At 42.0% G+C, this 24057-nt stretch carries 24 protein-coding genes and 1 CRISPR repeat array; of the genes, 11 read left to right on the forward strand and 13 right to left on the reverse strand.

Annotation, left to right across the window (positions count from 1 at the left end; genetic code table 11):
- The first annotated feature begins 53 nt into the window (after nucleotides 1-53).
- The 4 genes from ACMFNG_RS06125 to ACMFNG_RS06140 all read left to right on the forward strand — a co-directional run bounded on the left by ACMFNG_RS06125 (nucleotide 54) and on the right by ACMFNG_RS06140 (nucleotide 6392).
- On the forward strand, nucleotides 54-1112 hold the full coding sequence (locus tag ACMFNG_RS06125; protein ID WP_014835176.1) for a CGP-CTERM-anchored Cys-rich protein: 1059 nt from the start codon (nucleotides 54-56) through the stop codon (nucleotides 1110-1112).
- A complete protein-coding gene (locus ACMFNG_RS06130; RefSeq protein ID WP_011011720.1) occupies nucleotides 1109-1996 on the forward strand; it encodes a thiamine-phosphate synthase family protein in 888 nt (295 codons plus the stop codon). Before ACMFNG_RS06125 ends, ACMFNG_RS06130 begins: the two co-directional genes overlap by 4 nt.
- Before the next feature lie 35 nt (nucleotides 1997-2031).
- The gene (locus ACMFNG_RS06135; RefSeq protein WP_011011721.1) at nucleotides 2032-2550 is read left to right on the forward strand and encodes a flavin reductase family protein; all 519 of its coding nucleotides are present in this window, start codon (nucleotides 2032-2034) and stop codon (nucleotides 2548-2550) included.
- Between the two features lie 120 nt (nucleotides 2551-2670).
- A CRISPR array of direct repeats spans nucleotides 2671-5407; the repeat unit is 30 nt; unit sequence CTTTCAATTCTATTTTGGTCTTATTGTAAC.
- Between the two features lie 517 nt (nucleotides 5408-5924).
- On the forward strand, nucleotides 5925-6392 hold the full coding sequence (locus ACMFNG_RS06140) for a DUF5615 family PIN-like protein (protein WP_014835177.1): 468 nt from the start codon (nucleotides 5925-5927) through the stop codon (nucleotides 6390-6392).
- On the opposite strand, the gene hypE is transcribed toward ACMFNG_RS06140, so the two are convergent.
- Both hypE and ACMFNG_RS06150 read right to left on the reverse strand, forming a co-directional pair.
- Nucleotides 6379-7389 (reverse strand): hydrogenase expression/formation protein HypE, encoded by a 1011-nt coding sequence (gene hypE / locus ACMFNG_RS06145; protein ID WP_014835178.1) that lies wholly within the window; start codon nucleotides 7387-7389, stop codon nucleotides 6379-6381. The two genes, ACMFNG_RS06140 and hypE, sit on opposite strands and share 14 nt — an antisense overlap.
- 74 nt (nucleotides 7390-7463) lie before the next feature.
- Nucleotides 7464-8335, reverse strand: a protein-coding gene (locus ACMFNG_RS06150; protein ID WP_430515108.1) for an IS982 family transposase whose coding sequence is annotated in 2 segments (ribosomal slippage) — nucleotides 7464-7907 and nucleotides 7910-8335 — 870 coding nt in all. Because the reading frame shifts where the segments join, the coding sequence is not laid out codon by codon here.
- A 142-nt stretch (nucleotides 8336-8477) separates the two neighbouring features.
- Here ACMFNG_RS06150 and ACMFNG_RS06155 point away from each other — a divergent pair.
- The gene (locus ACMFNG_RS06155) at nucleotides 8478-9038 is read left to right on the forward strand and encodes a glycosyltransferase family 4 protein (protein ID WP_244949832.1); all 561 of its coding nucleotides are present in this window, start codon (nucleotides 8478-8480) and stop codon (nucleotides 9036-9038) included.
- Here the strand turns inward: ACMFNG_RS06155 and ACMFNG_RS06160 are convergent.
- From ACMFNG_RS06160 to ACMFNG_RS06170, 3 genes are all read right to left on the reverse strand, one after another.
- A complete protein-coding gene (locus tag ACMFNG_RS06160) occupies nucleotides 9030-9731 on the reverse strand; it encodes an IS6 family transposase (RefSeq protein WP_430515109.1) in 702 nt (233 codons plus the stop codon). The genes ACMFNG_RS06155 and ACMFNG_RS06160 overlap by 9 nt on opposite strands.
- Nucleotides 9732-9793: 62 nt before the next feature.
- On the reverse strand, nucleotides 9794-9970 hold the full coding sequence (locus ACMFNG_RS06165; RefSeq protein ID WP_430515110.1) for a hypothetical protein: 177 nt from the start codon (nucleotides 9968-9970) through the stop codon (nucleotides 9794-9796).
- Between the two features lie 44 nt (nucleotides 9971-10014).
- The gene (locus tag ACMFNG_RS06170; RefSeq protein WP_011011803.1) at nucleotides 10015-10692 is read right to left on the reverse strand and encodes a hypothetical protein; all 678 of its coding nucleotides are present in this window, start codon (nucleotides 10690-10692) and stop codon (nucleotides 10015-10017) included.
- A gap of 206 nt (nucleotides 10693-10898) precedes the next feature.
- On the opposite strand from ACMFNG_RS06170, the gene ACMFNG_RS06175 reads away from it, so the two are divergent.
- Nucleotides 10899-11312 carry a secondary thiamine-phosphate synthase enzyme YjbQ gene (locus ACMFNG_RS06175; protein ID WP_011011802.1) on the forward strand — a complete coding sequence of 138 codons (414 nt, stop codon included), beginning with the start codon at nucleotides 10899-10901 and terminating at the stop codon, nucleotides 11310-11312.
- On the opposite strand, the gene ACMFNG_RS06180 is transcribed toward ACMFNG_RS06175, so the two are convergent.
- Nucleotides 11287-11958, reverse strand: a complete 672-nt coding sequence (locus tag ACMFNG_RS06180) for a M48 family metallopeptidase (protein WP_011011801.1) — start codon at nucleotides 11956-11958, stop codon at nucleotides 11287-11289. The genes ACMFNG_RS06175 and ACMFNG_RS06180 overlap by 26 nt on opposite strands.
- 53 nt (nucleotides 11959-12011) lie before the next feature.
- Between ACMFNG_RS06180 and trm10 the strand changes: the two genes are divergently transcribed.
- From trm10 to arcC, 3 genes are all read left to right on the forward strand, one after another.
- Complete coding sequence (gene trm10, locus ACMFNG_RS06185) at nucleotides 12012-13121, forward strand: tRNA (guanine(9)-/adenine(9)-N1)-methyltransferase (protein WP_223209009.1); 1110 nt, start codon at nucleotides 12012-12014, stop codon at nucleotides 13119-13121.
- A gap of 9 nt (nucleotides 13122-13130) precedes the next feature.
- Nucleotides 13131-15293, forward strand: a complete 2163-nt coding sequence (locus ACMFNG_RS06190) for an ATP-dependent DNA helicase (RefSeq protein WP_011011799.1) — start codon at nucleotides 13131-13133, stop codon at nucleotides 15291-15293.
- 131 nt (nucleotides 15294-15424) lie between these two features.
- Nucleotides 15425-16369: a carbamate kinase gene (gene arcC, locus ACMFNG_RS06195; RefSeq protein ID WP_011011798.1), complete on the forward strand. Its 945-nt coding sequence runs from the start codon at nucleotides 15425-15427 to the stop codon at nucleotides 16367-16369.
- Here the strand turns inward: arcC and ACMFNG_RS06200 are convergent.
- From ACMFNG_RS06200 to ACMFNG_RS06225, 6 genes are read right to left on the reverse strand one after another with little or no spacing between them, the layout of a single operon-like run.
- Nucleotides 16366-16617, reverse strand: a complete 252-nt coding sequence (locus ACMFNG_RS06200; RefSeq protein ID WP_011011797.1) for a hypothetical protein — start codon at nucleotides 16615-16617, stop codon at nucleotides 16366-16368. The two genes, arcC and ACMFNG_RS06200, sit on opposite strands and share 4 nt — an antisense overlap.
- Before the next feature lie 56 nt (nucleotides 16618-16673).
- Nucleotides 16674-17876: a sodium ion-translocating decarboxylase subunit beta gene (locus tag ACMFNG_RS06205; protein WP_011011796.1), complete on the reverse strand. Its 1203-nt coding sequence runs from the start codon at nucleotides 17874-17876 to the stop codon at nucleotides 16674-16676.
- Nucleotides 17877-17882: 6 nt separating this feature from the next.
- Entirely contained in the window at nucleotides 17883-18317 is a 435-nt protein-coding gene (locus ACMFNG_RS06210) for an acetyl-CoA carboxylase biotin carboxyl carrier protein subunit (RefSeq protein ID WP_011011795.1), read from the reverse strand.
- 2 nt (nucleotides 18318-18319) lie between these two features.
- On the reverse strand, nucleotides 18320-18676 hold the full coding sequence (locus ACMFNG_RS06215) for an OadG family protein (RefSeq protein ID WP_014835199.1): 357 nt from the start codon (nucleotides 18674-18676) through the stop codon (nucleotides 18320-18322).
- A gap of 10 nt (nucleotides 18677-18686) precedes the next feature.
- Nucleotides 18687-20255, reverse strand: coding sequence for a methylmalonyl-CoA decarboxylase subunit alpha (mmdA, locus tag ACMFNG_RS06220; protein WP_011011793.1), 1569 nt, complete (start codon nucleotides 20253-20255; stop codon nucleotides 18687-18689).
- Nucleotides 20256-20312: 57 nt separating this feature from the next.
- Nucleotides 20313-20516 carry a hypothetical protein gene (locus ACMFNG_RS06225; RefSeq protein WP_011011792.1) on the reverse strand — a complete coding sequence of 68 codons (204 nt, stop codon included), beginning with the start codon at nucleotides 20514-20516 and terminating at the stop codon, nucleotides 20313-20315.
- 71 nt (nucleotides 20517-20587) lie between these two features.
- Here ACMFNG_RS06225 and ACMFNG_RS06230 point away from each other — a divergent pair, with 71 nt between their 5' ends.
- Complete coding sequence (locus ACMFNG_RS06230; protein ID WP_011011791.1) at nucleotides 20588-22360, forward strand: ribosome biogenesis/translation initiation ATPase RLI; 1773 nt, start codon at nucleotides 20588-20590, stop codon at nucleotides 22358-22360.
- Nucleotides 22361-22568: 208 nt separating this feature from the next.
- Here the strand turns inward: ACMFNG_RS06230 and ACMFNG_RS06235 are convergent, their stop codons facing one another.
- Entirely contained in the window at nucleotides 22569-23501 is a 933-nt protein-coding gene (locus tag ACMFNG_RS06235; RefSeq protein WP_011011790.1) for a GNAT family N-acetyltransferase, read from the reverse strand.
- Between the two features lie 90 nt (nucleotides 23502-23591).
- On the opposite strand from ACMFNG_RS06235, the gene ridA reads away from it, so the two are divergent.
- Nucleotides 23592-23972 (forward strand): 2-iminobutanoate/2-iminopropanoate deaminase, encoded by a 381-nt coding sequence (gene ridA / locus ACMFNG_RS06240; protein ID WP_011011789.1) that lies wholly within the window; start codon nucleotides 23592-23594, stop codon nucleotides 23970-23972.
- Nucleotides 23973-24057 lie beyond the last annotated feature (85 nt).

Consider the following 24057-nt stretch of genomic DNA (forward strand, 5'->3'; position numbering starts at 1 on the left):
TTTATCTCTAACCATATATAGGTGAAAGTGCAATCATAGATTTGGTGGAAGGAATGAGGAGGGTAATCGCATCTCTTGGAATACTTTTGCTACTCTCTCCATTGGCACTTGCCTGCTTTTTCCCAGAAGATAATTATGCGGTTGAAGTTGAGGTTGAAAAGTACAACCTAAACCCTCTACTTTCAGCTAAAAACGTGATTGTAGATGATGGAAGGATAGTTTACAGATCGCATTATCACCCTAAGCTCGTGGTGATAGTGTGGGAGGAGAAAAATAAGTTACATGTGAGAGTTCAAATACCAACCAAATTTGATGTGAGATATTCGGGGAAGTTCGAGGGCGAATTACCAATTCTAGAGTTGGAAGGGAAAGCTAAAGCATTGGGATGGAAAGTTGAGGAAAATAAGTTCGAGAAGAACGGAAGTGTTGTTATCTTAACGCCTAAGACGGTTGAGTGCAAAAGCGATTTAGATTGTAAAGCTGGAGGATGCTCAGGAGAGCTTTGTGGCCCTAGAAATGAGAGCTTATATTCTCCCTGTGTATATAGGGAGTGGTATGAGTGCATAAAGTATACTCAGTGTGGGTGTTACTTGGGCGTTTGCACATGGAAGCCCAACGAGGAGTTCTTGAGGTGTTTGGCTAAGTACAACGTGACCTTCAAGAAGAAGTTTATAATAGAGTTTGAAGGTGACTTAGGAGAAATTGAGAGGTTCTTGGGAGTTAAAATAGAAAACGCCACAAAAAGTGAGAGGATGAGCGTTATTCCCGAGATTGATCCATCAAAGTTAGATGCTGGCACTGCAATAGTGGAAGAGTTAAAGTGGCTTAGAAAGGCTGGCGTTGTTTACCTAGACGATAGGGATTTGAAAGAAATAAAAGAGGTTGCAAAGTGGGGTTACGCGGGATACAATTCAAGGATAGGGTTCTATGATGAGAAGTGGATTCCCTACTCAAACTATTCCCAGGCAGAGCTGATTAAATGTGGTGGGGTGGGGATTGCATTTAACTATACTCTCCCCTCTTCTCCGCCCGAAATTCAAGAGAAGACTTGTGGGGTGGGAGTTATTCTTATATTAGCTTTGAGCGTATTAGCTTTGAGGCGGGTAAAATGAGAACGCCAAGCGTGTTTTGGGCAGAAGTTGTAATTCCAGCCATAAGGGCGAGGGTTGCAAAGGTTCTCTACTCACAAGGATATTCCCAGGGTGAGATAGCTGATATCATGGGAGTTACCCAGGCTATGGTGAGTAAGTACATAACCAGATATTCTCCCCCTGAGATTCTGAAACCTCTAGAAAAAGAAATCGAGAACATAGCCTTGGCTCTCGTAGAACTCATAAAGCGGGGAGAAAAGAAAGAGAATCTTGTGAAGATTTTAGAGCGAAAATACTTTGAGCTTTTGCGAAATGAAGAGTTTTGCAAAGCCTATGAAAGCTATTCTGGCCTTCCTGGGAACATTTGTGGGGAAATTTTGTCATTTATATCTGAAAGGCAGAGCGTAATTGAAGAACTCTCCAAGGCCCTTTCGGTCCTTTTGAGTGATGAAAAATTTCCCGAATTAATTCCTGAGATAAGGTCTAACTTTGCATACTCACTTCCAAACCCAAAAGGGATAGAGGACGTTGCGGCCGTTCCAGGAAGGATTACCCTTGTGCACGGAAAGCCCTTTGCCATGCCTCCTCAATTTGGAGCCAGCAGGCATACGGCAAAAATATTGGTTAGGATTTCAAATCCCCAGGTTAGGGCAGTGTTGAACATAAGGTATGGCGAGGATGTCGAGGAGGCATTGAAACTTTCTGGACTGAAGATTGCCCGATTGAAAGAAGGAAGCAGATCAGAAGAGGAAACTGAGGTAAAGATTGCTGAACTGTTCAAGGAAGAAATCTGGGATGCCGTGATTGACCCAGGAGGATTTGGGGTTGAACCATGTGTCTACATATTTGGCAGGGATCCCTGGGATGTAATAAGGAAGCTTAGACTTATAGAGAAACATTTATGAAATCGTATTCATTTTTATTACCCGGGGGTGATAAAATGCAGGCGTATAGACTTTTATATCCAATGAGAACCTATCTGGTTGTTTCTGGGAAGGGAGAAGAAGCTAACGTTATGGCGGCTGATTGGGTGACGATTGTATCGTTTAATCCATTCTTAGTTGGAGTTGCTGTTGCTCCTCAAAGAACAACTCATGGACTAATAAAGAAGTATAAGGAGTTTGTAATCAGCGTTCCAAGCCTTGACATGCTTAGAGATGTCTGGATTGCTGGGACAAAGAAGGGACCTGCAAAGCTAAAGGAGATGAACATAACCCTGATTCCCTCAAAGAACGTGAGCGTTCCAAGCATAAAGGAGGCATTGGCCAACATAGAATGTAAGGTTATAGATGAAAGAGATTACGGGGATCACATCTGGTTTGTGGGAGAAGTGGTTGGATACTCCTACAATGAAGAGGCATTCAAGAACGGAAAGCCAAATCCAAAGGCTAAGTTCTTGGCACATCTATCCTGGACAGAATTCGTTACATTCTCTGAGGAGATATATAGGGCCGAATAATTAGTGTTGCTTTATTATTTATTTTCTATAAACTTTTTTTAAAGCTTTTGAGGGGTTTTTAGAGCTAAATACCTGCTTAAGTGCTTAAGTAATTTTAGTGTAGGGCTTATTGAAAGCTTTCTTTCAATTCTATTTTGGTCTTATTGTAACAGGTGGTTAGACGGGTGGTTTGCTGGAGACTTAGGACTCTTTCAATTCTATTTTGGTCTTATTGTAACGCAGTCCAGTACAAAGGCACAATTCTCGGTGGAATACTCTTTCAATTCTATTTTGGTCTTATTGTAACCTCCTTACAATAAGCTCACCGTTGCTGATGTTGTCGGCCTTTCAATTCTATTTTGGTCTTATTGTAACTTGTAAGGAGACCAAGACCACAGGTTTATAGGGGACTCACTTTCAATTCTATTTTGGTCTTATTGTAACATGGTGATTATGGCGACACTATTGAGTGGTTCGTTCTTTCAATTCTATTTTGGTCTTATTGTAACAGCTGAGAAGGTGTCGAGGGATGTGAAGGCTAGGTCTTTCAATTCTATTTTGGTCTTATTGTAACGCGGGAGCAAGGTGTTGCAAACCTTGATAGAGTTCCACTTTCAATTCTATTTTGGTCTTATTGTAACTGGGCATTGATTTCGACATTGCAAAAATTTTTCATTGCCTTTCAATTCTATTTTGGTCTTATTGTAACTCGGAGTTACCGATTGCTGAAGTAAATGAGAGATTCAAGATACTTTCAATTCTATTTTGGTCTTATTGTAACGTTGTTAATGTATTCGTTGAGGCAGGGAAGTATAAGGCTTTCAATTCTATTTTGGTCTTATTGTAACGACTTTTGTATTACAAAATCAGCGTAGTTTACTATCAGCTTTCAATTCTATTTTGGTCTTATTGTAACACAAACACAGAAAAGAAGCCAAAGTTATTGAGATTACTTTCAATTCTATTTTGGTCTTATTGTAACTAGCTAATGTCCATGAGAGTGTGTGAAAAGCTAGTGAACTTTCAATTCTATTTTGGTCTTATTGTAACGCCAAGCTAGTTATTGATGTGTTGCATACCGTATACACCTTTCAATTCTATTTTGGTCTTATTGTAACTATTCATGGCATGTGGCAATGTTTCTTGATAGGGCACTCTTTCAATTCTATTTTGGTCTTATTGTAACCTTTCTTTGCATCTTTTGTATATCCCTTAGACCCAAATCTCTTTCAATTCTATTTTGGTCTTATTGTAACTTAATTCTTGGGAAAAACAGGGATTATATTATCCACCTTTCAATTCTATTTTGGTCTTATTGTAACCTGGCCAGTGTGAGAACATACCTGTAATGTCCTCCACCTTTCAATTCTATTTTGGTCTTATTGTAACAGGAACGGTCTCCAAGAGGACTTGGCGAATTACGTGACCTTTCAATTCTATTTTGGTCTTATTGTAACATATAATAGGTATGTAGATAAATCACCCTCTGAGAAGGCTTTCAATTCTATTTTGGTCTTATTGTAACTGAAAATAGTGGACGTCATCCCTCCAAGCCAAGTGCCTCTTTCAATTCTATTTTGGTCTTATTGTAACTATGACTCTGACACAGGTACTAAAATCGAGGAGTTCCCTTTCAATTCTATTTTGGTCTTATTGTAACCACAAGCACTAGTCCTGCTAGCGTTTTCAGGAGTGGTCTTTCAATTCTATTTTGGTCTTATTGTAACACGAGCATTAGGACTGTGTTATTGTTTTGATCTTTTCTTTCAATTCTATTTTGGTCTTATTGTAACGTGAGCGCCCTCAAGTACTACGTGAACCATTCCCCTTCTTTCAATTCTATTTTGGTCTTATTGTAACCTCAATGCAAAGGGCTCACCGCTGCTGGTGAGTATGGTCCTTTCAATTCTATTTTGGTCTTATTGTAACCCTTGATCTCAGCATGTCCAGAAACGAAGTCCTGGCTCTTTCAATTCTATTTTGGTCTTATTGTAACAAAATATCACCTTGACGGAGCAGGGATGAAGAAGGTACTTTCAATTCTATTTTGGTCTTATTGTAACGCACGGCGAAGGCCACGCTAACGTCCTTCTCCGAGAGCTTTCAATTCTATTTTGGTCTTATTGTAACGCCAAGTAGTAGGAGCGTGTGAGAGCCGCCACCGCCGCCTTTCAATTCTATTTTGGTCTTATTGTAACGGCCAAAGTCAAGCACCAAGAGGAGTACATCGAGCACTTTCAATTCTATTTTGGTCTTATTGTAACAACCCGGGATACTTTGATCCTCTCAAAGTCAACTACACTTTCAATTCTATTTTGGTCTTATTGTAACCTGTGAGAGCCGCCACCGCCGCCAAAGAGCGTGAAACCCTTTCAATTCTATTTTGGTCTTATTGTAACTACCAGAAGGCTTTCACAGTTTTGATTTTAGTGCGAACTTTCAATTCTATTTTGGTCTTATTGTAACCCGAAAAAGGGAGAAAAGTTTGGCAATTCTTAGAGAACTTTCAATTCTATTTTGGTCTTATTGTAACTGCGTCTTTTGTCACCGCTTATGCTAGATGTTACCTCCTTTCAATTCTATTTTGGTCTTATTGTAACAGATGGTGAGCACAGGATTCAAGTTGCAAAAGAACTCTTTCAATTCTATTTTGGTCTTATTGTAACTGAGACCACCCTATTCTAGAGATTTCCTCACGGAAAAATTCCTTTCAATTCTATTTTGGTCTTATTGTAACCCTCGTACCGTCATCCCTGACAACCTCTGCATAGACACTTTCAATTCTATTTTGGTCTTATTGTAACGAAGATCAGTTTTACCGCATTCGGAGACTACGGCGTCGTGACGGCTTTCAATTCTATTTTGGTCTTATTGTAACAGGGGGCTTTTTCGCCCCAATACTCCTATGGAGTAATTATATCACTTGAATTTATAACCCTTACGGGGCATCCAACTTACCCAGCAACCCCCCATTTATAAACAAACCAACTCCCCCTGGGACTTTAAATCAAAAACACTCCCACGAGCATCCTGGGAATAAAACACTGCTTTCACACCCTATCCAAGGAGAAGACTTAACTATTCTAACCAAGCTAGTTCGCAATCTTTTGAAAGAATCCAACAGAAACTATCAAACTTTTTCTAAAAATTTGTCTTTATCATGGTATTCAAAAATTTTCGAAAAACTTTCGTAACAAATAAGTAATAAAACTGTAACATACTGTAAATACTAACTTTGAGTTACTAAATCAAACCCTAATCCCTAAAAAATCTCCATTTCAAAAATAAAGCCTAGAGAAAACTAAAAATGGAAAAATAAGCCCAACCACCCTGTACCGAAAAATCTTCAGAAAAGATATAAAATTCAACCAAGATAATTTTCCTTGGGATAAGAATTGAAATTTATAGCTGACATGATGCTGGGCAGATTGGCAAGGTGGCTCAGACTGTATGGGTATGATACCCTCTATGGAATAGAAGATGATAATGAGATATTAAGAATCGCAGAGGAAGAGGGTAGAATAATCCTCACTAGAGATGTAGAGCTCTACAGGCAGGCTCAGGTTAGAAATCTAAGGGCAATCCTAATAACCTCTAACTCCTTCGAAGAGCAAGTTAAGCAGTTGATGATGGAGAGAGTTGAGTTCAGTGAACTTTTTCCAGAGAATGCTCGCTGTCCTAAGTGCAACGGTGTCATAAGGTCAGCAAAAAAAGAGGAGGTTAAAGGAAAAGTTCCAGAGAATGTTTACAATTCATATAATGAATTCTACATTTGCACAAGTTGTGGCCAAATTTACTGGCCAGGGAGGCAGTGGAGGGAGATGTTGAAAATGGACAAAAAGATAAAGGCTAACAAACTCTAGGAACGGGATCACCGAGAGGCGGCTCTAAAAATCTTCTTCCACCAATTCCCGTCTCCAGAATAACTTTTCCTCTGTATTCACCAATAACTTCTCCTATTATTGCGGCATCCCTACCCTTTTCTGTCTTCTTCATGGCCTCAAGTGCCTCCTCCGCATACTCCTTCGCCACTATCATTACAACTTTTCCTTCGTTTGCAACTTCATAGGGACTTATTCCAAGCATTTCGCTGGCAGCTTTTACTTCTGGCCTAATTGGTATTGCCTCCTCTCTTACCAAAATTCCAACGTTTGCCTTTCTTGCCATCTCGTTTAGTGCGTTGCTCAATCCTCCTCTTGTGGGATCTTTCATTGCGTGGATGTTCTCCCAACCAATGGCATCTGCAACGGCCTTTACGACATCCCAAATTGGAGCTACATCGCTCTTAAGCTCTGTCTCAAAGGAGATCCCCTCTCTATGGCTCATTAGTGCTATTCCGTGGTCTCCAATTGTTCCACTCACTAAAACGACATCCCCAACTTTTGCGCCGGCATCGCTTATCGGCCTCTCAGCTACCCCCACTCCAGCTGTTATAACGAAGATTCCTATCCTGTCTTCAACGACTTTTGTGTCTCCAGTAACAATTGGAACTGGAACCTCTTTAGCTGTTTCGTCCATCGACTTCAGAATCTTTTCCAGCTCACTAACTTCAAACCCTTCCTCGATTATCAACGAGCTTGCAATTGCCAAGGGTTGAGCTCCCATGACAGCCAAATCGTTTACAGTTCCGCTAACGGCCAACCTTCCGATGTCTCCCCCTGGGAAGAATATCGGCTTTACTGTATGCCCATCTATTGTAAACACTAAATGCTTATCTCCAAGGGGGATTGTAGCTCCGTCATCAAGCTCCTCTAATCCTATTCCTCCAGCAGAATTAAGGGTTAAATTCTTGAGGATTACCTCCCTAATTAGTTCTTCCATTAATTCTCCTCCGGCTCCATGCTCAAGCCTGATTCTCATTTTGCATCCCAAGCTAGTGTTAGGCAAGGGTTATTAAAATCATTATGCCCAGGGAGAGGAAAATGAAGGAAACCCTAGTTCCCACCACCTGTGAAGTTGTATAATCTGTCCAGATTCACGGCCAGAATCGCCCCTAAAATCCTGACAGCTAACCCCCTCAAACTAACACTCCTGCTCGGCCTCAGAAGAAACTCAGAAAACTTCGAAAACAAAGTCTCAATCCTCCTGCGAAAGTCAGACAAGTACTTGTAAAACTTCTTCTCCTCCAGATTACTAATCTGATTCCCCCGCTTTACTGGCGTGTAAACAACGCCAAACCTCAGAAATTCCTCCTCGAGCCCCCTGCTAACATACCCCTTATCCAAAAACAGAAAACAGCCAGAAAACTCCTCAACAATCACCCAGAACTTTTCCCGGACAACACTCACATCATGCTTATTCGCCGGATCAACAGACAGTAAAGCCAGCAAATTTCCATCAGAGTAACAGGTCAGCTTGTACCCATAGTAAAACTTTTTTTAGAGGGAACAAACCCAACTGCGGGCTTTTCAGAGATGACTTCTGAAGAACCCTCCTTATCCTTCCTGTTTTTTCTGGCCAACTCCTTGGTCTGAATGGGCTTTGAGTCCAGTATTCTAACGTATTCTCTGGCGTGTTTTTTGAATAATTCTTCCTGCGCTAGGAGCAGGAGTTTTTCGTGCCTGTTCAAGCGTTCTGTTAGTTTGTTGTACCTGATTTTGGGGAACAGCTTCATTTCTTCGATTAGGACTCTGTAAGCGTGCTTGTAAACTCCGTTAAAGTGCAAGTGTGCTAGTATTGCGAAGGTTATCAGGTCGTAGAGGCTGATTATTTCCCTGCGAGTGTTTTTCGGGTAGTGTTTGCTGATTATCGGATAGATTTCGGATTTTATGATCAGGATTTTCCTTTGAAAGCTCAATACAACCACCAATCAACCAAAAGACTTAAGTGCTTATAACTCTAACGATCTAATGGGAACTAGGGTAAAGTATCTTTAAGGGAGAGAAAGTATGTTGAAGCTCGTCAAAACTGGGAATCATACGTAGACAAACTTGAGGAGGTATATAATTATGCACTCTCACTGCGATGATGTTTGTATTGGGATACTAACCAATTATGGCCTCAACTCGGATGGAGGGGGCGTTAAAGTTTACACCAAAAACTTAGTTGATGCATTAAAGGAGCTTGGGGTAGATTACGCTATCTTAATGCGTGAGGGGGATCCCACTGAAAAAGAAATAAAGCTTCCAGAAAACAAAATACTATATGTCGCCAAGGCTATAAAACAGCTCGATGGATTGCAACCTGAACTTATACTGTCTCAGGGTGGATGGTTCACTGCAATTCCTGCAATGATTTACAAAAATAGAAATCCGGATGTAAGGATAATCTATCTGTATCACACTCATTACGACAGTCCAAATACCACCCAAGAGAAGATAAAAAGGACTGTGGAGAAGCTTTTAATGACTTTTGTCCTCTCTCAGTTTGATAAAGTACTGTTTGTGAGTAATGCACTCAAGAAAAATGTTGAAGAGGAGAAAGCCCTTAGAAGTCTCTCAAACTGGGGAATCCTATACGGTGCCCCCTCGGTAAAGCACCCAAGCTCGGAAGAGATACTGTCAGGATAACTGGGGTATCACCTCCTGAAGCCATTCAGTCACATCACCAGGCGGATCACCAAAACTAGAATGAATTCTGACAAAATTATACCAGAACGCAAACAGAAAAACAAACCTGTGAACCCTCCTCCAGTCTCTAGCCCTGAAGTTATTCCAGAAACGCTTTGTTCTCTCTTTAACAGTCCTAAACCAGCGCTCAACACAGTTCCTCGGCCCGAAAGTCACATGCAGATAATCCAGCCCGAGAGATTTAAACGCTGATTTATACCACGGCCCTTTGTCAACCAGAAAAACAGGCTGTCCTTTGCAGGATTTCAAAACAACCAGAATGAAGTCTCTAGCAATCCACCAGTTTCTGGTTGTTGTAATCCAGACTGCGAGAACTTCCCTGCTCTCAACGTCAAGTGCAGCCCAGAGAAATCTCTTCTCCCCGTTGATTTTTACGACAGTCTCATCAACTGCGATAAAATTCCTCTGTTTTCTTACTGCGAGGAGTGTTGGCTGGTAAACTGCTTCTGCTAGTTTTTGAACTGCCTCCCAGACTGTTGTGTGGCTGATTTTGAGGATTTTTCCGACTTGTCTGTAGCTGAGGCCTCGCAGGTATAGTTCTACTGCTCTGATTTTCTTTTCTGGTGGGATTTTGTTGCGGCGAAAAGGTTTTAAGACTGAAATCAGTGAGTATAGAATGCTCTCAGCCTTCATTTCTCTCCCTTCTTTTTCTGAAAAATTATCAGAAACTTAAACCTAACGCCCTACCGCTTATCCTAACAGTATCCCCTTGGAAGCTGGATGTATTTATCTATTGGTACACTCCTCCACAGGCCACTTTCCTCAAACTTGTGTATTGCATATGAGATCGCAACTCCTGCTATATACTTAAGTCCAGGATATTTTACAACTTTTCCAGCCACATATGACGAAATCCTACTGATCGTATCCACAAGTCTTGCATTTCCATATGTGTGGGTGTAGATTATGTGGGCGCTTATTCCCCCGTCCCAAATACATCATCATGAATCCTATATACTACTTCCTTTTTAATACTGTCCCCTACTTTAAATATCATCCTATGTTCTACTGTTCCTGCATCTTGGTTAAGTGCCTGCACTTCATAGGCTAACTTTACGTCGTGGTTTCCTGGTATCATTCCCCACTTTAGTTCATAACCCCATGCATCCACACGATCGACCAGCACTTTATAGTAACTCTCTCCTTCTATTTTTTGACCTATCACATTAGTTATTGATATTTCATCCACATCACCCTGATCCCAGTAATCCTCCACTAAATCCCACGTCCAATAATAGTCTATAAACAGCGTTTTAGAAGCGGGATACACGATATACTCTATTTCAAGAGTCAAATCTCTTTCAGAAACCCAACTTTGTATTGAAATATCAGAATTAAACTTTTTAGGTTTGTTGAATTTTTGATACACTTTTTCTTCTCCCAACTTAACAAATCCATACTTTGATAGCAATCTGTTAGCCTCTTCTATTTTTCCATTAGCTCTAAGTCTGGAATACTCCTCTATAATTCTCTTTTGCATTTCTATAGAGAGCACATTTTTGTGCTCATTTGGTACTTTGGCTGAACTTACTACCTCAATTGTCATGCCTAATACAAGAATACTCACTATAAAACCTAATATCTTTTTTTGCATAGTATCGCCTCTAATAATGTACTAGCGTTGGTATATTAAGCTTTTATGTTTATAAAATTTTCTATGTCAAATACTTAGGTTATTGCTATGAGTATTACAGAAAAAATAAGAATGATTTGGATAAGTTAACCTAAACAATATGAATGAGCTTGAATACCATTAAAGTTTTTGAACAAAAAGCAAAGTTTACATAGGGGGAGATGCTTATGAAAATCGTAAAAAAAGAGTTACACTTCTCCACGAAGGGCGAAATTGACCTAGTAGACATAACGAGAGAAGTTGAGCTCTTTGTAGCTGAGAGCGGAATATCTCAGGGGCAAGTGCTAATTTTTGTCCCAGGAGCTACGGGGGCCGTTATAGCAATAGAGCACGAAGAAGGGTTATTGGAGGACTTCAAGAGGTGGTTAAAGGAAATAGTTCCCAAGGAGAGGCCTTACCTCCACAACAGATTCGATGACAATGCTCACTCTCACATAAGGGCCACCCTTCTTGGTCCAAGCCTAGTGTTCCCTATAATTGACGGGGAAGTAATGAGAGGAACTTGGCAGCAGATATTCTTCGTTGAGCTTGATACTAGGCCCAGGAAGAGAAGGGTCATCCTTCAGGCCATTGGAGAATAGCTCTCCAGGTCTCGTTTGAGTGAACGATAAACCACCACTTCTTGAGTTCTCTTCTCTTTTTCTTGTAATCTGGATGATAACTTGCAACTAAACTCCAAAATCTCTTGCTGTGGTTTAGCTCAATTAAGTGGGCCAACTCGTGGATAACTAAATAGTGAAAAAGCTCCTCTGGAAGAGCGGCAGAAGAGAAGTTTAGGGTTATTGATTTCCTCCATGTTGCGCTCCCCCATTTAGTTCTCATAGCCTTTACGTAAATCCTCTTAGGAGAAATCCCAAAATCCTTAGCTATCTCTCGTGCCTTCCTCTTTATTTCTCTTTTAATCCAATTCCTCAAGAACTCTATTCCTGGGAAAGTTATCCTTAACTCCTCTCTGTTTATTTCGAATTTCTCTCCCATCTCAAGCGAGTAAAACTTGCCAAAGAGGGGAAATCCTTTCCTTGATAGTTCTTTAGCTTCCTCAACTATGGAAATCTTTGAGAGTATCCAATCTTTCTTCTTGATTAAAACCTCCCTAACTATCTGCTCTAAAGGTGTGACAACGAGAATTGTTCCATCTTCGAGAACCCTTAACGTTACATACTTTACAGGCTTTTCGACAACCCTATACCTAACCACTTTCCCATCAAGAATCATCTCATGTATCATCGGACAAACTGGAGATGGGAAGATTTAAAAAAGTTCCTTCGAGTTTGTGCCCGATGAAGAAGCCAGGGGATGTGCTAAGGGAAATCCTTCAAGAGAAGGGCATCAAATCTGTTGGAACGCTCTCAAGAAAGTGGCCTTCGGGTAGGGATATCTATCAGGAATTGGCCCTTCTCCTCTTGGAGGGAGATGGGGCCATAGTAGAGCTTAGGGAAGAAACAGCTGAATCCTGGGACTTAAATGGGAAAAAAGTTGGCCCATCTAAATATGCATACGTTAGGCCCTGCTTTGTGGAGAAATTCAAAGTTATCGTCGATGGGAGCGAGATAGCTAAGCGTCTTCCCGATTATCCATGGATAATCGTCGATCTGACGTTTTGGAACAGGCATATACCAAAGGAGAAAGATAAAGTTGCTTTGCAACTGAGAGAGACCTATGCAGTTGTGAGGAGAATGTACTATCCGAGAAGGTTCGCGATAACCTGGGTGAACGAGGAGTTTAAGAAAAAGAATAAGGTACCACTCGAAAAAGTTGTGAGCTATGAGGGTTCAACGGCAGATTTCTTAAGGGAGAAGGGAATAAACAGAGTAGTTCTCCTTGATCCAAACGCTGAGGAAGTCCTTAGCAGGGAAGATCTCCAGGAAAGGGCCTTTATAATTGGTGGGATTGTTGACATGAAGGGTGACAAGAAGGGAACAACGGCAAAGATTGGCGAAGTCTTAGAGAAGGAAGGAATAGATGTTCTAAGGAGGAAGATAGTGCTAAGAGGGGATATAGTCGGAGTTCCCGACAGGATAAATCACATTGCCGAAATTCTTCTTAGAATGTTATATGGGGAGGACATGGAAAAGGCAATTTTAGCGGTTCAAGCTCCAACTCATGCTAGATGGAGATTGAGGAAGGAGATTCCAAAGAGGAAGATAAGGTATCTAATAGATGGGAAGTTATATCTCGTGGTTGAGAAAGAACTTTACGATGAGCTCAAGCAGTGGTTGAACATAAGGTGGGAGGACTTTGTAAAGGTTCTCAGAGAGACTGGAATGGTGGCCCTTGAAAGAAGAAGAATTCACCACTTGAACAAGATCTCCGTCTTCAGGTTCGACAAGAGCGGAGGTAAGAGAGTTATTCTCCTTAAGAGAGCCGCTTTACTTTGCTACAACTGCTGAGGGAGACGTATGAGGGTTGATGAGCTGAGAGTTGATGAGAGGATAAAGAGTACTTTGAAGGAGAGAGGTATCGAATCCTTTTACCCTCCCCAAGCCGAGGCCTTAAAGAGCGGGATATTGGAAGGTAAGAATGCATTAATTTCAATTCCAACGGCCAGCGGAAAAACACTAATTGCTGAGATTGCCATGGTTCATAGGATTTTGACCCAGGGAGGAAAGGCTGTATACATAGTCCCGCTGAAGGCCTTGGCTGAAGAAAAGTTTCAGGAGTTCCAGGATTGGGAGAAGATTGGGTTAAGAGTAGCGATGGCCACTGGGGATTACGACTCAAAGGATGAGTGGTTGGGGAAATACGACATAATCATTGCGACGGCTGAGAAGTTTGATTCCCTTTTAAGGCATGGCTCAAGTTGGATTAAGGATGTGAAGATTTTAGTTGCTGACGAGATTCATTTGATTGGTTCAAGAGACAGAGGAGCTACGCTTGAAGTTATCCTAGCTCATATGCTCGGAAAGGCCCAAATAATTGGACTCTCTGCAACGATAGGAAATCCAGAGGAGCTTGCGGAGTGGTTAAATGCCGAGCTAATAGTCAGTGACTGGAGGCCCGTTAAGCTTAGAAGGGGAGTTTTTTACCAAGGCTTTGTTACCTGGGAAGATGGAAGTATAGACAGGTTTTCCTCCTGGGAAGAGTTAGTTTACGATGCAATTAGGAAGAAGAAAGGAGCGCTAATTTTTGTAAACATGAGAAGGAAGGCTGAGAGAGTAGCTTTGGAGCTTTCTAAAAAAGTTAAGTCTCTCCTCACGAAACCTGAGATTAGAGCTTTAAATGAATTGGCTGATTCCCTCGAGGAAAATCCCACAAATGAAAAGCTAGCTAAGGCCATTAGGGGTGGAGTTGCGTTCCACCACGCTGGTCTTGGGAGAGATGAGAGGGTTCTCGTGGAGGAGAACTTTAGAAAGGGTATAATAAAGGCCGTAGTTGCCACCCCAACACTTTCGGCGGGAATTAACACTCCAGCGTTTAGGGTGATTATAAGGGATATTTGGAGGTACTCTGACTTTGGAATGGAGAGAATTCCGATAATCGAGGTTCACCAAATGCTTGGGAGAGCTGGAAGGCCGAAGTATGATGAGGTTGGGGAGGGAATAATAGTTTCTACAAGCGATGATCCGAGAGAGGTAATGAATCACTACATATTTGGAAAGCCTGAAAAACTGTTCTCCCAGCTCTCCAACGAGAGTAATTTGAGAAGTCAAGTTTTGGCCCTAATAGCGACCTTTGGCTATTCAACTGTGGAGGAGATTTTGAAGTTCATCTCAAACACATTCTATGCTTATCAAAGGAAGGACACATACTCTTTAGAGGAGAAGATAAGGAACATACTCTACTTCCTCCTAGAGAATGAGTTCATAGAGATATCCTTAGAGGATAAAATAAGGCCGCTTTCCCTGGGAATTAGGACTGCAAAGCTTTATATCGATCCCTATACGGCCAAGATGTTCAAGGATAAAATGGAGGAAGTTGTTAAAGATCCAAATCCTATAGGAATATTTCACTTAATCTCCCTAACTCCGGATATAACCCCCTTCAACTACTCAAAGAGAGAATTTGAAAGGCTCGAAGAGGAATACTACGAATTCAAGGATAGGTTATACTTTGACGATCCCTACATTTCGGGTTACGACCCCTACCTAGAGAGGAAGTTCTTCAGAGCTTTCAAAACTGCACTAGTGCTTCTGGCATGGATAAATGAAGTCCCTGAGGGAGAAATAGTTGAAAAGTACTCGGTGGAACCTGGGGACATCTATAGGATAGTTGAGACGGCTGAGTGGCTGGTGTACTCTCTAAAGGAAATTGCAAAAGTTCTTGGAGCTTATGAGATCGTTGATTATCTTGAAACATTGAGGGTTAGGGTCAAGTATGGGATTAGGGAGGAATTGATTCCCCTAATGCAACTCCCGTTGGTTGGAAGAAGGAGAGCTAGAGCTCTTTACAATAGCGGATTTAGAAGTATAGAGGATATATCTCAAGCGAGGCCAGAAGAGCTTTTGAAAATCGAGGGGATAGGGGTCAAGACCGTTGAGGCTATCTTCAAGTTTCTTGGTAAGAATGTGAAAATTTCGGAGAAACCTAGAAAAAGTACCCTTGATTACTTTCTCAAATCTTGATACATGAAAAGTAAAATTTTTACATTTAGCAACTTCCATTTCTCAGAAACCGCAGTTTTTTCATAAAAAAGTATTTTATGGCTAACAAAGGCTTTTATGGAGAAAAATCCAAACTTTTCTCGGTGGTTTTAATGGGTAAGAGGGTAGTGATTGCACTTGGAGGTAACGCTCTTCAGCAGCGAGGTCAAAAGGGAAGTTATGAGGAGATGATGGATAACGTTCGCAAGACCGCTAGGCAAATTGCCGAAATTATAGCGAGAGGGTATGAAGTTGTTATCACTCATGGAAATGGTCCTCAAGTTGGAAGTCTTCTCCTTCATATGGATGCTGGGCAGGCAACTTATGGAATTCCCGCCCAACCAATGGATGTGGCTGGTGCAATGAGTCAGGGATGGATTGGTTATATGATTCAGCAGGCTTTGAAGAACGAGCTGAGGAAGAGGGGCATGGAAAAGAAAGTTGTTACAATAATTACCCAAACAATTGTTGATAAGAATGATCCAGCATTCCAAAACCCCACAAAGCCAGTGGGGCCATTTTACGATGAAGAGACTGCAAAAAGGTTAGCCAGAGAAAAGGGATGGATAGTTAAAGAGGATTCTGGTAGAGGTTGGAGAAGAGTAGTTCCTTCTCCAGATCCCAAAGGGCACGTTGAGGCAGAGACGATTAAAAAGTTAGTGGAAAGGGGAGTTATAGTTATTGCAAGTGGTGGAGGAGGAGTTCCTGTAATACTTGAAGACGGGGAAATAAAGGGTGTTGAGGCCGTCATCGACAAGGATCTGGCAGGAGAAAAGCTTGCTGAGGAAGTAAATGCTGACATATTCATGATTCTTACAGATGTTAACGGCGCTGCATTATACTATGGAACGGAAAAGGAGCAGTGGTTAAGGGAAGTTAAGGTCGAAGAGCTTAGGAAGTACTATGAAGAGGGCCACTTTAAGGCGGGAAGCATGGGGCCAAAGGTTCTAGCGGCTATAAGGTTCATCGAGTGGGGTGGAGAGAGGGCCATAATAGCTCACCTAGAAAAGGCAGTTGAGGCTCTCGAAGGGAAGACTGGTACTCAAGTTCTCCCTTAAGGTCTTTTTCCAAATTTATCATCATAAAAGTACCTACCCAAAGCCTCTCCATAGGCTTGATAGTACTTTCTTCTAAAAAACGACGTGATTAGGATTAGCAGTATTAGTACTCCCGCCACCTCCCAGTTTTCCCTGAGGAACTTTAGAAGACCCAGGAACGGGAATGCTAACACTACTATAACAATTATCACGAGAAGTAACCCCAATATCTTATATCCGTACTTCTCCATGAATAGGGCAAAGTCCATATCTCATCCCAAAAAGTTACTAACAAAAAAGATAAATAAAAAATTTATGATAGGGATTAGCCAAGTGCTGATAAGAATACTCCAGCGACTACGGCCGTTCCTATGACACCCGCAACATTGGGTCCCATAGCGTGCATGAGTATGAAGTTTCCTGGATCTTCTTCACTTGCAAGCCTTTGAACTACTCTGGCACTCATTGGAACTGCTGAAACTCCTGCAGCTCCAATCATTGGGTTAATCTTTCCTCCAGAGATCTTCATCATTATCTTGCCAAACAATACTCCACCTGCCGTTGCGGAAGCAAAGGCAACCACACCCAAGGCAAGTATCATCAGCGTCTTGGGAGTTAAGAAGCTCTCGGCCCTCATTGTTGATCCAATTCCCAGGCCAAGGAATATGGTTACGATGTTCATTAATTCTTCCTGGGCAGCTTTGCTAAGCCTTTGTACAACCCCACTTTCCCTAAAGAGATTGCCAATCATAAGCATTCCAATGAGTGGTGCAGCTGAGGGGACGAGGAGTCCGATAACTATCATGCTTGCAATTGGGAAGAGTATCTTCTCCCTCTTAGATACTGGCCTTAGTTGCTCCATTCTAATTCTCCTCTCCTCTGGTGTTGTTAGAGCCTTGATAACTGGTGGCTGGATTAGCGGAACTAGGCTCATGTAACTGTAAGCCGCTACAGCAGTTGCTGAGAGAATGTGAGGTGCCAATTTTGTCGTTAGATAAATGGTTGTAGGTCCGTCTGCACCACCAATGATCCCAATGCTCGCAGCTTCCTTTAGGTTAAATCCTAGGGCCAGGGCAACCAGCATTGCGACGAATACCCCTATTTGGGCTGCAGCACCAAGCAGTGCTGTCTTTGGATCTGCTATCATTGGACCAAAGTCAGTCATGGCCCCAAGGCCGAAGAATATTAAGAGAGGTACTACTTCAGTCTTTATGAGGAGGTAGTAGATGAGGTCAAATAGACCAGGGGGCCCATATTGTTGACTTAAGTAGCTTATTGTTGCGAATATGTTTTCCTGAATCTCAGGGGGGAGCTGGGGAGCTAGAGGCCAGTTAGCCATGTGGGAGAGAGGGAGATTAACTAAAACTGCACTGATGCCGATGGGGAGCAAGAGCAGAGGTTCCATCTCGTACCTTATTGCCAGGTACACTAGAGTTAATCCAACTATGATCATCACTACATTTCCCACTGTTAAATTAAGAAGTCCCATGTGGTTGAAGAAGTCAACTACTGCCTGTTCAAGTCCCATTCTCCCTCACCCTAACTCAATTAATGGCTGTCCAGTATCAACTGTGTCTCCTTCTTTGACGTAAATCTTCTTCACAACGCCATCCTTAGGCGATGGAATTTCGTTCTCCATCTTCATTGCTTCCAGAATTAGTAATCCTTGACCTATTGTTACCCTTTGCCCTTCGCTTACAAGTATCTTCAGTATTTTTCCAGGCATTGGAGCTGTAACCACGTTATCCCCGACTTGTGGTGAAGCTGGTGTTGAAGTTGGCATTGGGGCAGGGGCTGGAGCTGGGGTTGGAGTGGGAACTTGTGGAACTGGAGCTGGGGTAGAGATTCCCAGGTCTTTGGCTTCCACTTCGTAAGTTTCTCCTTCCAGAGTAACCTTGAACTTTCCAGGCATTATTTCCTCTACTTCAACCTCGTATTCCTCTCCATTTATAACGATCTTGACCTTCATCCTCACCACTTCCCTATCTCATAGTTGAAGTTTTCAACTTCTTCCATTTGGGTGATGAGACCAGATAACCACCAATTTGGAGAAGGTTTTCTCTTGATTGGGACTTCTTTTGGTTGCTTTCCCCTCAAATAGGCCAAAATCGCAGCAGTTATTATTGCAATCTTCTTTTCATCAAGTTTTTTCTCAACTTTAACTGGTTCAACTTTTTTATCTTCAACTTCTTTCTTTTTCTCCTTTTCTACCAACTTCCTCTCAGTTCTCCCTATTAAGTCCATGACAATTGCTAGGATTGCAAGGACTGAAAAGACAACTACTATTCCTAAAATTGTAATATAGAGGCCCTCAAGGAGTTGGCTCATTTTGGGCACCTCACAGTGGAATGTTTCCATGCTTCTTTGGAGGAAGCTTAACCCTCTTGTTCTCCAAAGCTTCTAAAGCCATAACTATCTTTGCTCTTGTCTCAGCTGGATCTATTACGTCGTCAATGTAACCTCTTGCCGCAGCTACGTATGGGTTTGCAAACTTCTCCCTGTACTCCTTGATCTTTTGCTGTCTTACCTCCTCTGGGTTCTCGGCAGCAGCTATTTCTTTTCTGAATATTATGTTTGCAGCACCTTCAGGCCCCATAACAGCTATCTCAGCTGTAGGCCATGCAAAGACGAAGTCTGCTCCCAGGTGCTTGCTTCCCATTGCAAGGTAAGCTCCTCCATAAGCTTTTCTTAGGATAACAGTGACCATTGGGACTGTCGCCTCAGCGTAAGCATAGAGAACCTTTGCCCCGTGCCTAATTATTCCCCTACTCTCCTGGTCAACCCCTGGGAGATATCCTGGGACGTCAACTAAGGTGACTATCGGTATGTTGAACGCATCACAGAACCTCACGAATCTCGCTATCTTATCAGAACTGTCAATGTCAAGAACTCCAGCTAAGTGGATTGGATTGTTTGCCACAATTCCAACGGGCTGTCCATTAATCCTTCCAAACCCAATCACAGCATTTGGAGCAAAGTATGGCTGTAGCTCCAGGAAGTCGGGGTTTCCGTTTTCGTCCCTATCAACTATTGCATAAATTACTTGCCTAACGTCGTAACCCTTGTTTGGATCATCTGGAACTATATCATACAATTCTGGGGTTCTTCTGAAGGGCTCATCCTTGGGCTTTATCTTTGGAGGCTTCTCCATGTTGTTGGAGGGGAGGTAGCTTAAGAGCTTCTTTATAAGCATAATAACTTCCTCATCGCTCTTCCCTATCAAGTGAGCCTGTCCGCTCTTCTGGGCATGAACCATTGCACCACCAAGCTGAACTGGAGATACCTCCACTCCCGTAACGGCCTTAACTACCTGGGGTCCGGTGATGAACATGAACGTTGATGGATTATCGACCATCAGTATGAAGTCTCCAATTGCTGGACTGTAGACGGCACCCCCTGCACATGGGCCCATAATTGCCGTAATTTGAGGCACTACACCGCTGAGAATTGTGTTCATCTTGAATATCTCTCCATACCCCTTAAGTGAATCAACGCCCTCCTGTATTCTAGCTCCACCAGAATCGTTTAGCCCTATAACTGGAGCTCCAGCCTCCAAAGCCAGCTCCATTATCCTCTTTATCTTCATTGCATGCATTTCCCCAAGAGAACCTCCCATTACCGTGAAGTCCTGGGCATAGACAAAGACAAGCCTTCCATCAATTGTTCCGTAACCCGTTATTACTCCATCTGCTGGGAGTTCTCTCTTGTCCATCCCAAACTCCGTGGCCCTGTGCTTAACGAACATGCCTATTTCCACGAAGCTTCCTGGGTCTAGGAGAAGCTCGATTCTTTCTCTAGCTGTAAGCTTTCCTTTATCATGTTGCTTCTTTATTGCCTCTTCCCCACCCATTTGCATTATCTTTTTCTTCCTCTCGTAAAGATCTTTGACCTTCTCTTCCATGCTCATCCTCCTACCCCCTACCAGGCTGGTTGATATTTGTAAAGTTTTAACTTAAAAGGATTTTTATGAAGATGAAATACCTTCTTCTCCAACAAATATCAGCAAAATTCCTCCAACAATCAGAGTAAAGGCCAGCAAGAGGTTGATGTAGTAGGCCTGCCCCCCTATTATAAATCTCATTATGTAGGGAGGGTGTAAAAGAACTATCAATACTCCTATTCCAATTAGAAGCAGTGGCAGAGAATACCTGAGTCTTTCCTTTTTCATGTCATCACCTAATCCAATATTCTGGGTACCATTTATAAACCGTATCTCTCACGGTTAGTTGGGGAGGGGAGATGAGGATTGCGGTCATCGATTACGACAAATGTAATCCAGACAAGTGTGGGCACTTTCTCTGTGAGAGGGTCTGTCCAGTGAATAGAATGGGAGGAGAGGCAATAATTATTGACGAAGAAAACTACAAGCCCATAATCCAAGAGGCAAGCTGTACTGGATGTGGAATCTGCGTCCACAAGTGTCCTTTCAAGGCCATAAGCATAGTTAACCTACCAGAGCAGCTCGAAGAGGACTGTGTGCATAGGTATGGTGTTAACGCCTTCGTCCTCTATAGACTTCCCGTAGTTAAGGAAGGCATGGTCGTGGGTATAGTGGGGCCTAACGGTACTGGAAAGTCTACGGCAGTAAAGATACTTGCTGGACAACTGATTCCAAACCTTTGTGGGGACAATGACAGCTGGGATGGTGTTATAAGAGCATTTAGAGGAAATGAACTCCAAAATTACTTTGAAAAGCTTAAGAACGGAGAGATAAGGCCAGTTGTTAAGCCACAATACGTGGACTTGATTCCAAAGGCCGTAAAAGGGAAGGTCATAGAGCTGTTAAAGAAGGCCGATGAAACTGGTAAGTTGGAGGAAGTAGTTAAGGCCCTCGAATTGGAAAATGTGCTTGATAGGGAAATCCAACACCTCTCTGGTGGAGAGCTTCAAAGGGTTGCAATAGCCGCAGCTCTGCTGAGAAATGCAACGTTCTATTTCTTTGACGAGCCCTCAAGCTACTTAGACATAAGGCAGAGATTGAATGCTGCTAGAGCAATAAGAAGGCTTAGTGAAGAAGGAAAATCCGTTTTAGTTGTAGAGCACGATTTGGCAGTTCTCGACTATCTTAGCGATATAATCCATGTAGTTTACGGTGAGCCTGGAGTGTATGGAATATTCTCTCAGCCAAAGGGAACCAGAAATGGGATTAACGAATTTCTCAGGGGTTATTTAAAGGATGAGAACGTTAGATTTAGGCCCTATGAGATCAAGTTCACGAAGACTGGAGAGAGGGTAGAGATAGAGAGGGAAACCCTGGTCACTTATCCCAGGTTAGTGAAGGATTACGGTAGCTTTAGGTTGGAGGTCGAGCCTGGAGAGATAAAGAAGGGGGAGGTAATTGGAATAGTTGGACCAAACGGAATAGGAAAGACAACATTCGTTAAAATGCTTGCAGGAGTTGAGGAGCCTACGGAAGGAAAGATAGAGTGGGACCTTACAGTAGCTTATAAACCCCAGTACATTAAGGCCGATTATGAAGGAACTGTTTATGAGCTGTTGAGCAAGATTGATGCTTCTAAGCTAAACAGCAATTTCTACAAGACTGAACTCTTGAAGCCCCTGGGAATAATTGACTTATATGACAGAGAGGTAAACGAGCTCTCGGGTGGAGAGCTTCAGAGAGTTGCAATAGCAGCTACACTCCTTAGAGATGCCGATATTTACCTGCTCGATGAGCCATCAGCTTACCTAGATGTTGAGCAGAGATTGGCAGTTTCAAGGGCGATAAGGCACTTGATGGAGAAGAACGAGAAGACGGCTTTAGTTGTAGAGCACGACGTTTTGATGATTGATTATGTTAGTGACAGACTTATGGTATTTGAGGGAGAGCCTGGAAAGTATGGAAGGGCTTTACCCCCAATGGGAATGAGAGAGGGAATGAACAGGTTCCTAGCTTCAATTGGAATAACCTTCAGAAGAGATCCAGATACTGGAAGACCCAGGGCGAACAAGGAGGGTAGCGTTAAGGATAGGGAGCAGAAAGAGAAAGGTGAATACTACTATATTGCCTAATCCTAGTTTTTACCTTATTTAATAAATTATTATCAAGCCTTTTAACAGTCTGAAACATGGTTAGCTAACTGCGATATGTCGTCATAATGTTTGTTGGCTTTTGTTTTCTAGAATTTTTAAATGGTTTCAGAGGAGAGGATTGTATGGAGATCATAATGACAACAACTGGCCAGAGAAGTAGTGGTGAAAAGAGATACAATGAATCATCTTACTTTTTCATCAGGAGGACCTCGTGTTCTAAAACCTTGTGAGGATACTTATTCACGATTTCTTGGTACACATTTTCATCTATTAGCAAATGTAGTGTGGTAATCCCCTTTTTCTTAGCGATTCCAAATATTTCATTTAGCACTTGGTTTATACTTGCTATATCCTCAACCCATAGGAATAATTCAGCTGCACTTTTATTATTCCAAAGACCCTTGATTATGTAACATGCATTTAATTCTGGTATACAACCCTCGATACTTGTTCTATTCTTCTCTATGGCATAGCGCCATCTACTTTTTATCCATGCAGCAAAGGATGAAAATATCCTAGGTGTTACAAATATCATGTCTTTGATAATATCATAATTATTAGGAAACGAAGTAGTTGAGTATTGTTCTTGAACCTTAGTACGGATTTCATTGAGGTTTATTTCTACATGAACAATCCTGTATGCGATCTCGGATATGCCACATTTTCTATAGAATCCAACAGCTTCTTTAACCGGCCATACAGCCACAGTATCGCATTTATGCTCTTTAGCTATTTCGACTGCCTTGTTCACAAGTGCTTTACCAACACCTCTTCTTCTATAATCTTTGTGTACTTCCAAAACATCGATATATCCACATTTACCGAGGAGACCCCCCTCCTCACCTATGTAGAGCTCTAGCTCTCCGACTATTTTACCATTGAGCTCAGCTACTAAGGGGTACTGATTGTTGATTAAGATGTTGTTTATATTTATAGCGCAAGTTTCAATACTCATCCAAGGGCCTCCATGACTCCATCGCTCAGCTATAGTAAGGTCATCATATCTAGCTTCAACTCTCTTACCATTGATGTATTTGACCCATTTGCTAACTGAAGAACAATGAACCTCAACAATGCCTTTAACATCATCAAGAGATGCGAGACGTACCCTAACTGACATGTGCCTAAATAAAGTACTGTGTCTTTATAAGCTTAATGCATTTCTAAACATTTATTATGTCTTCTCCCCTATTATCTCGTGGTGATCCCTATGAAAGAGGTAATTTTTGCTGAAAATGCTCCAAAACCAATAGGCCCTTATAGCCAGGCAATTAAGGCCGGAAACTTCCTCTTTATCGCAGGCCAAATCCCAATAGATCCAAAAACTGGAGAAATCGTAAAAGGAGACATAAAGGCTCAGACAAGGCAAGTTTTAGAGAACATAAAAGCAATTTTAGAGGCAGCTGGTTACTCTCTTACCGATGTCGTTAAGGTTACAGTATATCTAAAAGATATGAACGACTTTGCAAAGATGAACGAGGTTTATGCAGAATATTTTGGAGAATCTAAGCCTGCTAGAGCTGCAGTAGAGGTTTCAAGACTGCCAAAAGATGTTCTCATTGAAATTGAGGCGATAGCATATAAGGAGTAGGCTCAGGAAGCCGTCCACTCCTCACCAATCAGGTGCGGAAGGCATCATCATCGCCTTACCTCCCTTAGATTCCTTATGTTTTTAA

It is taken from the genome of Pyrococcus woesei (genome assembly GCF_050496105.1).
GTDB lineage: Archaea > Methanobacteriota_B > Thermococci > Thermococcales > Thermococcaceae > Pyrococcus > Pyrococcus furiosus.